Origin of the sequence: Brevibacterium oceani (genome assembly GCF_013623835.1) — a bacterium.
GTDB classification, from domain to species: domain Bacteria; phylum Actinomycetota; class Actinomycetes; order Actinomycetales; family Brevibacteriaceae; genus Brevibacterium; species Brevibacterium oceani.
This window is the reverse complement of sequence record NZ_JABKDE010000004.1, coordinates 490955-504365: the sequence shown is the minus strand read 5'-3', so window position 1 is coordinate 504365 and position 13411 is coordinate 490955. Positions and strand designations below refer to the sequence as shown.

The window sequence follows — 13411 nt, the reverse complement described above, 5'->3', positions numbered from 1 at the left end:
GTCAAAAGATATGCGGTACATATCTTAGACCTTCTGTTGGTTATCTTTCATTCCGGTGAACATGTTCTTGATCACCGGGGCGACCGGATTCCGGAGATTACTCTCCGCCGCGCACCTTCTGGATGATCTCCTCGGCAACAGCCTTCGGGACCTCCGCATAGCTGGAGAAAGTCATCGAGTACACCGCACGGCCCTGGGTCTTCGACCGCAGATCACCGATGTAACCGAACATCTCCGACAGCGGGACCACAGCCTTGACGACCTTCACACCGGAAGCATCGTCCATCGACTGAATCTGGCCACGCCGGGAATTCAGGTCGCCGATGACGTCACCCATGTATTCCTCAGGGGTGCGCACCTCGACGTCCATGACCGGTTCGAGAAGAACCGGGTTCGCCTTCCTGACGGCCTCCTTGAGGACCATCGATCCGGCGATCTTGAATGCCATCTCCGAAGAGTCGACATCGTGGTAGGCACCGTCGACCAGTGTGGCCTTGATGCCGACCAGCGGGTAGCCGGCGAGGACACCGAGCTGCATGGCGTCCTGGATGCCGGCGTCGACGCTCGGAATGTACTCGCGCGGAACGCGTCCGCCGGTGATGGCATTCTCGAACTCATAAATCGTATCGCCTTCGACCTCGAGGGGTTCGAAGGTGACCTGGACCTTCGCGAACTGTCCCGATCCACCCGTCTGCTTCTTGTGGGTGTAGTCGTACTTCTCGACAGTGCGGCGAATGGTCTCGCGGTAGGCAACCTGCGGCTTGCCCACGTTCGCCTCGACCTTGAACTCGCGACGCATGCGGTCGACGAGGATGTCGAGGTGGAGTTCGCCCATGCCGCGGATGACGGTCTGACCGGTCTCCGCGTCGAGCTCGACCTGGTAGGTCGGGTCCTCCTTGACGAACTTCTGGATGGCCGAGGACAGCTTCTCCTGGTCGCTCTTCGTCTTCGGCTCGATGGCCACGGAGATCACAGGCTCCGGGAAGGTCATCGATTCCAGCGCAATCGGGTTGGCAGGATCGCAGAGGGTGTCACCGGTGGTGGTGTCCTTGAGACCGATGAAGGCGTAGATGTGGCCGGCGAAGGCCTCTTCCACCGGGTTCTCCTTGTTGGAGTGCATCTGGAAGAGCTTGCCGACGCGTTCCTTCTTGCCCGAGGTGGTGTTGAGCACCTGCTCACCGGACTTGACCTGGCCGGAGTAGACACGCACGTAGGTGAGCGCACCGAAGAACGGGTGCGATGCGACCTTGAACGCGAGAGCCGAGAACGGCTCGTCCTTGGCAGGCTTGCGGGTGAGCTCCTCTTCCTCGTTGCTCGGGTTGTGCCCGATCATCGGGGGAACGTCGAGCGGCGAGGGCAGGTAGTCGATGACCGCGTCGAGCATGGGCTGGACGCCCTTGTTCTTGTACGCGGAACCGCACATCACCGGGAAGGCCTCGGACTTGATGACGAGTTCGCGGATGCCCGACTTGATCTCGGCCACCGTGAGCTCTTCGCCGTCGAGGTACTTCTCCATGAGCGCCTCCGTGCTCTCGGCGACGTCTTCGACGAGCTGCGCACGGTACTCTTCGGCCTTGGCCTGCAGATCCGCGGGGATCTCGACCTCGGTCATGTCCTGACCCATCTTCGACTCGTCGGGCCAGGTGTAGGCCTTCATCTCGAGCAGGTCGACGACACCGGCGAATTCGCTCTCAGCGCCGATCGGCAGCTGGATGACCAGCGGCTTGGCACCGAGGCGGTCCTTGATGGTCTGCACGGTGAAGTAGAAGTCAGCACCGAGCTTGTCCATCTTGTTGACGAAGCAGACGCGCGGGACGTCGTACTTGTCGGCCTGACGCCAGACCGTCTCCGACTGCGGCTCCACGCCCTCCTTGCCGTCGAACACTGCGACGGCGCCGTCGAGGACGCGCAGCGAGCGCTCGACCTCGACGGTGAAGTCGACGTGGCCGGGGGTGTCGATGATGTTGATCTGGTTGTCGTGCCAGTAGCAGGTCGTCGCGGCCGACGTGATCGTGATGCCGCGTTCCTTCTCCTGGTCCATCCAGTCCATCGTGCCGGCGCCGTCGTGGGTCTCGCCCATCTTGTAGTTCACACCGGTGTAGAAGAGGATGCGTTCGGTCGTAGTGGTCTTACCGGCATCGATATGGGCCATGATGCCGATGTTGCGGACCTTGTTCAGGTCGGTGAGCACGTCAAGTGCCACGGTGTCTCTCTCTCAATCGATGATCTGATCGACTCCCCCAAACTGCCGGCCGGCAGATGTCGCGGACGATGTCCGCCGACCGAACAGCAGGGAAGACGATTACCAGCGGTAGTGGGCGAAGGCCTTGTTGGACTCGGCCATCTTGTGAGTGTCCTCGCGGCGCTTGACTGCGGCGCCGAGGCCGTTGCCGGCATCGAGGATCTCATTCATGAGTCGTTCGGTCATGGTCTTCTCACGACGCTGACGGGCGTAGCCCACCAGCCAGCGGAGGGCCAGGGTGGTCGAACGAGTCGGGCGAACATCCACCGGCACCTGGTAGGTCGCTCCGCCGACGCGGCGGGAGCGGACCTCGAGGGACGGACGAATGTTGTCGAGAGCCTTCTTCAGGTTGACAACGGGGTCGTTGCCGTTCTTCTCGCGGGTGCCTTCGAGGGCACCGTAGACGATCCGCTCTGCGGTCGAGCGCTTGCCGTCGAGCAGGATCTTGTTGATCAGCTGCGTGACGAGCGGTGAGCTGAAGACCGGGTCAACGACGATCGGTCGCTTGGGTGCAGGACCTTTGCGTGGCATTACTTCTTCTCCCTCTTCGCACCGTACTTGCTGCGGGCCTGCTGACGGCCCTTGACGCCCTGGGTGTCGAGCGAACCGCGGACGATCCGGTAGCGAACACCGGGCAGATCCTTGACGCGGCCACCGCGCACGAGCACGATCGAGTGCTCCTGCAGGTTGTGTCCCTCGCCCGGGATGTAGGCGGTCACCTCGATCTGGCTCGAAAGCTTGACACGAGCGACCTTGCGAAGAGCCGAGTTCGGCTTCTTGGGGGTAGTGGTGTACACACGGGTGCACACTCCGCGACGCTGCGGGCTGCCCTTGAGGGCAGGAGCGTCGGATCCTGCTGATTTCACATGCCGTCCCTTGCGGACGAGCTGCTGGATTGTCGGCACTAAGCGTTCTCCATTTGCTTCTCGATAGACCTAATTCCCAATTCCGGCCACGACCGTGGTCGCGTCTGTGAACCGTGGGACATATCCGACTGAACATCGGGTGAAGCTCGGCTCCCGATGCCAGTAACCGCGCGGTCTCTCATACCCTGCGCTCGGGTGTGTCGCGTGGACACGTCCCGACAGAGCCGATTTTCCGGCGGCCCGCATCGTCAAATTCTCACAGGGGTCCGAGCTTCACAGAATGCCCGGCAGGATCATCCGACGACGCAGATAACACAATCAGTCGCTTAACAGAATATCTCTCTTGCGCGCGTCTGGTCAAAATCGCCGGCGAACAACCCTACCCCATCGAGCGCACTCACCCACACGCTCGACCGAACACACGCCCGCCCTCGCGGTCCGCAGCGGATTCCACCTCGGCGATCACCTGGGCGAACTTGGCCGCACCCACCCCGGGGGCCGCCTCGGCGGAGGTCATCGCTCTTTCCTTGACTGATTCAAAAGAAGCAGGCATCCTTAAGGTGTGAACGGGACGAATCATGGACATGCAGAGGATCCTGCCGCAGCCCTGCGGCAGACCTCTCTGCGTGTGACGAAACAGCGGGTTGCCGTGCTCGAGGCCGTGCGGGATCATCCTCACGCGGACACCGAGTCCGTCATCCGCTCCGTCCGCGGGTCGTTGCCGACGGTCTCTCATCAGGCCGTCTACGACTCGCTCCACACTCTCACCGAGGTCGGGCTGCTGCGCTGCATCCAGCCGTCGGGCTCGGTGGCCCGGTATGAGCGGCGAATCGGGGACAACCATCACCACCTCGTCTGTCGGTCCTGCGGTCTCATCGTCGATGTCGACTGCACGGTCGGGCACGCACCGTGTCTGGTTCCCTCTCATGATGCCGGCTTCCGCGTCGAGGCGGCCGAGGTGACCTTCTGGGGCCTGTGCCCCGACTGCGCGGACTCCGGTTCCGCAGCGGACACCGACCGCCTTGCCTCGTCCGTGTGAGACCAGTGCTTCGTTCATGCCCATCCCTCTCCTCGCGGTGAGACACCTGTGTCCTCTCTGCGAGGTCAGCCTTCGTCGTCAAACGGGTCACTGAAGTCGACCCGACTGTGAAAGGAACACGATGACCGACACGACCACCGGCGGCTGCCCAGTCGTCCACACGAGCTCGGAGCCGACGCAGGCTTCGGACTCGGACAACCTGGTCAACCCCACCCAGGGCGATTCCAACGCCCAGTGGTGGCCCAACCGTCTCAACCTCAAGATCCTCGCGAAGGGTCAGCCGGCGCGCGATCCCATGGATCCCGAATTCGACTACGACGCCGAATTCAACAGCCTCGACTACTACCAGCTCAAGGCCGACATCGAAGAGCTGCAGAAGACCAACTCCGACTGGTGGTCGGCGGATTTCGGGCACTACGGCCCCTTCATGATCCGCATGGCCTGGCACTCGGCCGGCACGTACCGCGTGCAGGACGGTCGCGGCGGCGGCGGTGAGGGGCAGCAGCGCTTCGCTCCGCTGAACTCCTGGCCGGACAACGTCTCGCTCGACAAGGCCCGCCGTCTGCTGTGGCCGGTGAAGAAGAAGTACGGCAAGAAGATCTCCTGGGCCGACCTCTTCATCCTCGCCGGAAACGTCGCCCTCGAATCGATGGGCTTCAAGACCTTCGGCTTCGCCGGCGGACGCAAGGACGTCTGGGAGCCCGACAATGACGTGTACTGGGGCTCGGAGACCGAATGGCTCGGCACCGACAAGCGCTACGTCGGCAACCGCGAGCTGCAGAAGCCGCTGGCCGCGACGACCATGGGACTCATCTACGTCAACCCGGAGGGCCCCGAGGGCGAGCCGGACCCGCTCAAGGCCGCGATCGACATCCGCGAGACCTTCGGTCGGATGGCGATGAACGACGAGGAGACCGTCGCCCTCATCGCCGGCGGACACACCTTCGGCAAGACCCACGGCGCCGGACCCGAATCGCACAAGGGCTCCGATCCCGAGGCCGCACCGCTCGAGGAGCAGGGGCTCGGCTGGAAGTCCGACTTCGGCACCGGACAGGGCAATGACTCGATCGGTTCGGGCATCGAGGTCACCTGGACCTATCACCCGACCCGGTGGGACAACGAGTTCTTCCACATCCTCTTCGCCTACGAGTGGGAGGTCTTCGAGAATGAAGGCGGACACCTGCAATGGCGTCCGAAGGACGGCGGCGGCGACGACATGGTGCCGATGGCCCAGGGCGACGGACGCCGCGAGCCGCGCATGCTCACCACCGACCTGTCCCTGCGCTTCGACCCGATCTACGAGAAGATCTCCCGGAAGTTCAAGGACGATCAGAAGGCCTTCGAAGACGCCTTCGCTCGTGCGTGGTTCAAGCTCACCCACCGTGACATGGGACCGGCCACCCGCTACCTCGGCCCCGAGGTTCCCACCGAGGAGCTCATCTGGCAGGATCCGGTCCCGGCCGGCACCCAGCTCGACGATGCACAGCTTGACGCCGTGAAGGCCGCGGTCCGGGACTCCGGGCTCACCGTCTCCCAGCTGGTCTCGACCACCTGGGCGGCCGCGTCCTCGCACCGCGTCTCCGACATGCGCGGCGGCGTCAACGGCGGTCGCCTTCGTCTCGAACCGCAGCGCAGCTGGGAGGCCAATGAGCCGACCAAGCTCGCCGAGGTGCTTCCGGTGCTCGAGGGCATCGCCGAGGCGACCGGTGCTTCCTTCGCCGATGTGGTCGCCATCGCCGGTGCCGTCGGCATCGAGACCGCTGCGGCTGCCGCCGGTCACGCGATCACCGTGCCCGTGTCCACGGGTCGCGGCGACGCGACCCAGGAGCAGACCGACGTCGAGTCGTTCAACTACCTGGAGCCGACTCACGACGGTTTCCGCAACTACCTCACCGAGGGTCTGCCGCTCAAGGCCGAATACCTGCTGCTCGACAAGGCCAGCCTGCTCGGTCTCACTCCTCCGGAGCTCACCGTCCTCATCGGCGGTCTGCGCGTGCTCGGTGCGAACTTCGAGGACTCCGACCTCGGCGTGTTCACCGACCGTCCCGGCGAGCTGACGAACGACTTCTTCGTCAACCTCCTCGAGCTCGGCAATATCTGGAAGCCGATTGGTGACTCGGAGACGGCGAACGTCTACGAGTGCTTCTCCCCCGAGGGTGAGAAGCTGTGGTCCGGCAGCCGCGTCGACCTGCTCTTCGGTGCGAACTCCGAACTGCGGGCCATCGCCGAGGTCTACGGCTCCGATGATGCCGGCGAGAAGTTCGTCGCCGACTTCGTCAAGGCCTGGACCAAGGTCGTCGAGGCCGATCGATTCGATCTCCACCGCTGAACCGCATGATGATCTCTGAGAGCTGAGAGGCTCTCGGGTTCACAGGTCCACAGGTTCACAGCACGATGCCCCCACCGATTGCGGTGGGGGCATCGTCGTATTCGCGAGGCACGTGAGGACGGCGACCATCTGGTGGGAACAGCACCGACCTCACGTCACCGCGGTCCTTCCGCGTGCAGGAAGTTCACTCGTCCCGGTTGAGGACGGCGAATCCGGTGAAGATCTGCTCGAAGTGGGTGACTGCGACGTTGTCGACCGTCGTGTCACCGCTGCTCGCCGAGGTGGTGTCTGCGGTCGAATCCGACCCGTCGGAGTCCGAGCCGGAGCCGGTGTCCGAGTTTGTGCCGGAGTCCGAGCCGGTGCCGTCTTGTGCGGTGTCGTCGGTTCCGGCTCCGTTCGAATTCGTCCCGTCCGACGAGCTTCCGTCCGACGAGCTTCCGTTCGAGCCGGACCCGTTCTGATTCCCCGGCATGCCGTTGGATTGGCCACCGGGCATGCCGCCGCCGTCCGACTGACCGCCCGGCATGCCTCCGCCGTCCTGTTGCCCGCCGTTCTGTTGCCCGCCCATTCCGCCGGGCCCGTTCTGGCCCCCGGGGCCCTGGCTCGTCCCCGAATCGTTCGACGCGATAGCCGCCGAGGCACCGATCGCTCCCCCGGCGAGTCCGCCGACGACGAACAGTGCCGAACCGGCCAGCACCGCGGGGACCAGTGGGACGCGGCGCTTCTGCTTACGCGGGCCCGCGGTACTTCCGAAGTGTGCGGTCTGGGCAGGCACACCATAAGGATTCACCCAGGGCCGCGATCCTGCCGAGCCGTCGGAGCGTGGATCGGGCGCGGACCGGGAGACGCGGTCGGAATTCCGGGTGCCGGTCTCGCCGGGGTTCTGGTCAGCGTTCCGTCCGGCATTTTGGCCAGCATTTTGGCCGGCATTCTGGTCAGGGTGCTGATTCGGGTTCTGGCCAGAGTTCTGGTCGGCGTTCTGATTCGGGTTGGGACTCTGGTCGGGGTTCTGGTTCTCGGTCATGGAATCTCCTCTGGTTATCGGTGATTCCACTTTCGGACCCCGCGCTGTAGCCCTTCCCAGTCGTACCTGTGGTCAGCCTGTGCGATTCGGGTCAGCCTGTGCGATTCGGCTCAGGCGGCGGGCAGTCGCAGTTCGAAAGTCGTTCCTGCGTCCGAGCTCGACATCGCGATGCTGCCGTGCATGAGGTCGACGAGGCCGGCTGCGATCGCGAGCCCCAGCCCCGAGGATCCGCCCTCGGCTCCGTCCTGCCGTGCCCGTGAGGGATCCCCCCGGACGAAGCGATCGAAGACCCTGTCCCGGATCTTAGGCGGAATGCCCTGCCCGTCGTCACTGATGCGGATCGCCACGACGTCGCTGGGCAGCTGCCCCGAGACCGGCTTGTGCGCCGCCTGCGCCTCGATGTGCACTCTGGTGCCCGGAGGGGTGTGCACGCAGGCGTTCGTGAGCACGATCGACACGACCCGGCGCACCTGGTCGACCTCGCCGCGCACTTCGAGAGCCTCGGGCGGGACGTCGAGTGAGATCGAATGATCGGGGTTGACGACATGGGCGTCCTCGACGAGCTCGATGAGCAGGGACGAGACGTCGACGGTGTCCTCACTCGTCGGCTGGCGGCCTGCTTCGAGACGCGCAAGGAGCAGGAGGTCATCGACCAAGGAGGACATCCGCATCGCTCCGGAATCGATCCTGGCCAAGGAGGTGGCCACCTCGGCGGGCAGATCGTCGCGGTACGGGCGGGTGAGGTCGGCCCAGCCGCGTATCGTCGCGATCGGGGTGCGCAGCTCATGGGAGGCGTCGGCGACGAACCGGCGCATCTGCTCCGTGCCCCGATAGCGCTCCTCGAGGGCGGAACCGACATGGTCGAGCATCCGGTTGACCGAGGCACCCACGTCGCCGACCTCCGTGCCCGGCACCGCGAGGTCGGCGGGGACCCTGAGCGCAAGCTCGGGTTCGCCGGCGCTGAGTTCGAGGTCGGTGACCTCCCGCGCGGTGCGGGCGACCTCCCGCAGATCGCGCAGCTGCCGGTGGATGATCACGGCCATGAGTGCGGCCGTGGCGATGACGCCGATGAGGACGACGAACGCAGTCGTCCAGGCGGTGCGTTCGAGCGCACCGTCGACGCTGCCCTGGGGAACCCCGTACACAGTGGTGGTTCCGCCGTCGTCGAAGGCCACGACACGGTAGGCGCCGAATCCGGGCACTCGCACGGACTCGTGAGCGGAAGCGCTGCCGCCGGAGGCACTGCTGTCGGACGCGCCCCTGCCGGGTTCGACGTCGAGCAGGGCATCGATCGCCGCCGCGGACAGGGCCCGCGGGCGGCTCAGCCCCGCTTCGGCGATGAGCCCCTCTCCCCCGTCGCCGGAGTCGACGACGACGAGAGCACCGTCGCCGACGCCGGGCTGGAAGAGATAGCGCAGAGCCGAATCGACCGCCGCCGACGATCCGTCACCCCCACCCGAGGTTCCCGGATTCCCGGTCGCCCCGGGTCCCGAGCCGGGACCGTCGCCCGAACGCGCATGCGACGTCATCGACGTCAGCTGTGCGTCGAGGTCGGACATGAGCGAGCCGCGCACGCTCAACCAGGAGGCGGTTCCGATCCCGGCCCCGACGAGCAGGAGGACGAGGCCGGCGAGGACGATGAGCCTCGTCTGCAGCCGCCATCGACGCAGGGTCACTGCTCCGCCCGCAGGATGTATCCGGCTCCGCGCTTGGTGTGGAAGAGATTCGGCAGGTCCGGGAACGGAGAGTCGATCTTCTTCCGCAGGTAGGAGACGTAGAGTTCGACGATGTTGCCGTTGCCCCCGAAGTCGTAGTCCCACACCCGGTCGAGGATCTGGGCCTTTGAGAGCACCGCCCGCGGGTTGCGCATGAACAGCAGCAGCACCTCGTATTCGCGAGCGGTGAGTTCAATCGGCTGACCGGCGCGGGTGACCTCATGGGAGCGCTCGTCGAGTTCGAGGTCGCCCACGCGCAGAACATCGTCCTCGTCGACCGGGCCGGCCGAGGCTCCACGGCGCAGGCGCACCTCGATGCGGGCGATGACCTCATCGAGGTTGAACGGCTTCGTCACGTAGTCGTCCCCGCCCAACCGCAGGCCCGTCAGCCGGTCGTCGACCTCGTCGCGGGCGGAGAGGAAGACGACCGGGGTGTCGATTCCCTCCCCGCGGATCTTCTCGATCACGGCGAACCCGTCGAGGTCGGGCAGCATGACGTCGAGGACGATGGCGTCGAAGCGTTCGCTCCTGGCCAGCGCCACGGCCTCACGGCCGGTGCCGACCCCTTCGGCTTCCCATCCCCTGACTTGGCAGGCCATGACGAGGAGCTCGGAGAGGTTCGCTTCGTCGTCGACGATGAGGATGCGCGCCGGCGGATTCGCTGTCGGGTTCATAGGTCGATTATCCCCTCATCCGGCGCTGAGATCGTAGAGCGAAACGGAGTCGACGGTGGTCGCCTCGTAGTTCGCCTCGACCCAGGCCGCGATCTGAGACGAGGACGAATCCGAGTCGCCGCCGCCGGGACCCTGGCCGCTCGAGCCCGATCCGATGTAGTAGTGGATCTTGCCCTCGGCCACGAGCTGTTTGAACTCTGCGAGGCTCGGCGAGGGATCGGTGCCGTTGAACCCGCCGATCGCCATGACGGGCTCGCCCAGCGCGAGCTGGTATCCCGCGGCCTGGTTCGCCCCGGTCGCCGCAGCCACCCACGTGTAGTCCGAGGCGTCCTGTTCGAGCAGATCAGTGAGCTCGTCCGAGGGTTCCGAGCCGTTGAGCAGACCGCCCATTCCGCCTCCTCCGCCGCCGGGAGCTCCCCCACCGGGGCCACCGGTGCCGGTCTCCGACTTGCCTGCCCCACCGGTCGTTCCGGTGGTTCCTCCGCCGGTGCCGCCGGTGGGGGCTCCGCCGTCGGCACCACCGTCGCGGGCTCCTCCCCCGCCGGGCATTCCTCCGCCGCCGGGTCCGCCGCCCATGCCCGAGCTCGTACCGGCGATCGTCACGATCGATCCCTGCGTCGTGCCGGCGATCGTGCGCACGGCCAGCTGAGCCGGAATCGCAGCGCTGCCGAGGACGGCCAGTGCCACGAGCACCGAGGCGAGCGCCGCACCGAATCTGCGATGCGCGGTGGCGATGAGGGCCAATGCACCGAGTATCGAGACGATGAGCACCGCCCAGCGCAGGATGCCGGGGATCCCGGTCATATCGGAGCTGAGGATGAACTGCCATGCTCCGGTCAGGGCCCACGCGATCGCCAGCAGCAGTCGTGGAAGGAATCCGGACCGCTCGAGCAGCACGGCGATGCCGAGGCCGATGACGACCGCGATCGCGGGAATGAGTGCGACCGTGTAGTACTCGTGGACGATTCCGTTCATATTCGACAGTACGAGCCAGGTGATGACGAGCCAGGCACCCCACATGAGCAGGCCCGCGCCGAGGCTGCCCCTTCCGGAGGAGTCGGCCTTGCCGGAGGAGCCAGCCGTCCCTGAGGTTCCGGACGCGGGCACCGCGCGGTCACCGCCCGTGACGGTGGGGACACCGCGACGGCGGGCCGCCTCGGCGTGGATGAGAAGGGCGATCGTGACGACGAGGAGGAACAGGGCGGTGGGCAGGAACCACGACACCTGCTGGCCGAAGCTGCCGGTGAACAGGCGGGTGATGCCTGTTTCGCCCCATCCGCCGCCTTGGCCTCCGCCTCCTCCGCCGACGGATCCCGTCTCATTGCCGGTGAGGCGTCCGAAGCCGTTGTAGCCGAAGGTGAGTTCGAGGAACGAGTTCGACTGAGAGCCGCCGACGTAGGGCCTCGAGTCGGCCGGCGTGAGTTCGACGAGGGCGATCCACCAGCCGGCGCTGACGATCATCGATCCGAGCGGGACGAGCAGCCACAGCAGGCGGCGCGGCCAGGAGGTGCGGGCGAAGAGCACCCACGCCAGGGCGAGGCCGGGAACGATGAGCAGAACCTGGAACTGCTTGGTCAGGAATCCGAGGCCAAGGCAGACTCCGGCGAGGACGAGCCAGCCGGCGATGCGGCGTGCGGACCGGCGCCGTTCGGATTCGGTGAGGATGCGGAGTGCATGCTGCGTCGCGACGACCGCGCCGATCATCAGGGTCACGAGCAGGGCGTCCGGGTTGTTGAACCGGAACATCAGCGCCACCACCGGGGACACGGCGACGATCCCGCCGGCCCCCAGTGCCGCAGCCTTCTCGAGGCCTGATCCGACGTGGGACCGCAGGCTCAGCCGCACTGAATGGACGATGAGCAGCACGCTCACTCCGGCCAGGAGGACCTGGGGCAGAAGCATCGAGAACGACGAGAACCCGAAGACGCGGGCGCTCAGGGCCATCAGCCACAGGGCGGCCGGGGGTTTGTCGACGGTGATCGCGTTCGCCGAGTCGAGGGATCCGAAGAGGAACGCCTCCCAGTTCTCCGAGCCGGCCTGCACGGCCGCCGCGTAGAAGGAGTTCGCCCAGCCGTTGGCGCTGAGGTTGGCGAGGAAGGCGGCGATCGTGCCGAGGGTCAGCATGGTCAGCAGCGCCGGGTACCAGTGCCTGCGCATGCCACGGGTACTGGCAGGATTGGTGTGAGACTCAGACATGGTCGATGTCCTTCCCGTCGTTGTGGGTCCGATCGACTGCGGTCGCCGAGGCGGGGTGGGAGCGGCCGTGAGAGCCGCGGGCGAAGACCCAGGTGCGCATGAGCACGAAGCGGACCACGGTGGCGGCGAGGTTCGCCAGCGTCAGCACCGCGAGCGTGCCGACGCTCGCCCACGGCCCGGTGAACCCGTCGGCGACAGCCAACCCCGCCGAAGTGAAGGCCAGGCACAGTCCGAAGGCCGCCAAGCCTTTGAGCTGGGAGGTCAGTCGGTGGTGTGGAGATCGCACCCCGAAGGTGTGACCGCGGTTGAGTGCGGTGTTCGCGATCGTCGACAGGAGCAGTGCGATGATGTTCGCCGCGGAGTCCGAGACGAACTGGACCCCGAGGAGGAACAGCACGGCGTAGAGCACGGTGCTGATGATTCCGACGTCGATGAAGTGGAGGATCTGCGCACCGGTGTTCGGTGCGGGGACCTCGTGCTGAACCCGGGTCCGTCCGCCTGTGCGCAGTCGGACGATGCCTTTGATGTCCTTCCACGCCGTGTTGATCACGTCGACGGACGAATCGGGGTCGTCCGTCCAGTCCGTGCCGAACTCATGGATGCGGAGGCCGGCCCACTCTGCGCGAGCGAGCAGCTCCGTGTCGAAGAACCACTCGGTGTCCTCGACCTGAGGCAGCAGTTCCTTCGCCGCCCGCGCCGACAGTGCTTTGAACCCGCACTGAGCATCGCTGAATCCGACGCCGAGGCTGACCTTGAGCAGACGGTTGTAGCAGCGGGAGATGATCTCGCGCTTGATGCCGCGATCGACCGCGAGTCCCGGCTGCAGGCGGGAGGCGATGGCGACATCGGCCAGGCCTGACCGGATGACCTCGACCATCGGGTCGAGGACGCGGATGTCCGTGGCGAGGTCGACGTCCGTATAGGCGACGACGTCGGCCGTCGATGCCTGCCACACGCGGCTCAGGGCACGGCCGCGCCCCTTCTGCTCGAGGCGGACGTATTCGACCTGCGCATGTCTGGCCGCGAGTGTCGAGGCGATGTCGGGGGTGGCATCGGTGCTCGCGTTGTCGGCGATGATGATCGTGACCTCAGTGCCGAGGGAGGGCTCGACGGCGAGGAGGGTCTCGATCGAGGCGGCCAGCGAGGCCTCCTCGTTGTACACCGGGACGACGAGGTCGACGGTGGTGGTCGGGCGGGTGGCCGTGTCTGCTGTCTGCGTCTGCGACTGCTGCCAGGCGCTGCTCTCATCTCTCATGGACTCCACATTCCAGGGGTCGGATAGGCCCAGCATTGGTCGAACCTGTGGCCCTGCTGTGGAGTCCTCAC

Annotated in this window: 10 protein-coding genes; 2 read left to right on the top strand and 8 right to left on the bottom strand. The window is 65.9% G+C overall.

The window, feature by feature from the left end:
* Positions 1-97 precede the first annotated feature (97 nt).
* The 3 genes from fusA to rpsL form a co-directional block, all read right to left on the bottom strand.
* Entirely contained in the window at positions 98-2203 is a 2106-nt protein-coding gene (gene fusA / locus HK401_RS11710) for an elongation factor G (RefSeq protein WP_181274832.1), read from the bottom strand.
* Between the two features lie 99 nt (positions 2204-2302).
* On the bottom strand, positions 2303-2773 hold the full coding sequence (gene rpsG, locus HK401_RS11705; protein WP_166970633.1) for a 30S ribosomal protein S7: 471 nt from the start codon (positions 2771-2773) through the stop codon (positions 2303-2305).
* Positions 2773-3147 carry a 30S ribosomal protein S12 gene (gene rpsL / locus HK401_RS11700; RefSeq protein ID WP_166970631.1) on the bottom strand — a complete coding sequence of 125 codons (375 nt, stop codon included), beginning with the start codon at positions 3145-3147 and terminating at the stop codon, positions 2773-2775. Before rpsL ends, rpsG begins: the two co-directional genes overlap by 1 nt.
* Before the next feature lie 523 nt (positions 3148-3670).
* Here rpsL and HK401_RS11695 point away from each other — a divergent pair.
* Entirely contained in the window at positions 3671-4147 is a 477-nt protein-coding gene (locus tag HK401_RS11695; RefSeq protein ID WP_181274831.1) for a Fur family transcriptional regulator, read from the top strand.
* A 121-nt stretch (positions 4148-4268) separates the two neighbouring features.
* Positions 4269-6476, top strand: coding sequence for a catalase/peroxidase HPI (katG, locus tag HK401_RS11690; protein ID WP_181274830.1), 2208 nt, complete (start codon positions 4269-4271; stop codon positions 6474-6476).
* A gap of 184 nt (positions 6477-6660) precedes the next feature.
* Here the strand turns inward: katG and HK401_RS11685 are convergent, their stop codons facing one another.
* From HK401_RS11685 to HK401_RS11665, 5 genes are all read right to left on the bottom strand, one after another.
* Positions 6661-7500 (bottom strand): hypothetical protein, encoded by an 840-nt coding sequence (locus HK401_RS11685; RefSeq protein WP_181274829.1) that lies wholly within the window; start codon positions 7498-7500, stop codon positions 6661-6663.
* A 110-nt stretch (positions 7501-7610) separates the two neighbouring features.
* Positions 7611-9176 (bottom strand): sensor histidine kinase, encoded by a 1566-nt coding sequence (locus HK401_RS11680; protein ID WP_181274828.1) that lies wholly within the window; start codon positions 9174-9176, stop codon positions 7611-7613.
* Complete coding sequence (locus HK401_RS11675) at positions 9173-9889, bottom strand: response regulator transcription factor (protein ID WP_181274827.1); 717 nt, start codon at positions 9887-9889, stop codon at positions 9173-9175. The genes HK401_RS11680 and HK401_RS11675 overlap by 4 nt, the downstream gene beginning before the upstream one ends.
* A gap of 15 nt (positions 9890-9904) precedes the next feature.
* Positions 9905-12085 (bottom strand): ArnT family glycosyltransferase, encoded by a 2181-nt coding sequence (locus HK401_RS11670; RefSeq protein WP_181274826.1) that lies wholly within the window; start codon positions 12083-12085, stop codon positions 9905-9907.
* The gene (locus HK401_RS11665) at positions 12078-13340 is read right to left on the bottom strand and encodes a glycosyltransferase (RefSeq protein WP_181274825.1); all 1263 of its coding nucleotides are present in this window, start codon (positions 13338-13340) and stop codon (positions 12078-12080) included. The genes HK401_RS11670 and HK401_RS11665 overlap by 8 nt, the downstream gene beginning before the upstream one ends.
* Positions 13341-13411: the final 71 nt, after the last annotated feature.

Coding starts and splice junctions, on each gene's coding strand:
- rpsG (WP_166970633.1), bottom strand. CDS start 2,773: ATGCCACGCAAAGGTCCTGCACCCAAGCGACCGATCGTCGTTGACCCG.
- katG (WP_181274830.1), top strand. CDS start 4,269: ATGACCGACACGACCACCGGCGGCTGCCCAGTCGTCCACACGAGCTCG.
- HK401_RS11685 (WP_181274829.1), bottom strand. CDS start 7,500: ATGACCGAGAACCAGAACCCCGACCAGAGTCCCAACCCGAATCAGAAC.
- HK401_RS11675 (WP_181274827.1), bottom strand. CDS start 9,889: ATGAACCCGACAGCGAATCCGCCGGCGCGCATCCTCATCGTCGACGAC.
- HK401_RS11670 (WP_181274826.1), bottom strand. CDS start 12,085: ATGTCTGAGTCTCACACCAATCCTGCCAGTACCCGTGGCATGCGCAGG.
- HK401_RS11665 (WP_181274825.1), bottom strand. CDS start 13,340: ATGAGAGATGAGAGCAGCGCCTGGCAGCAGTCGCAGACGCAGACAGCA.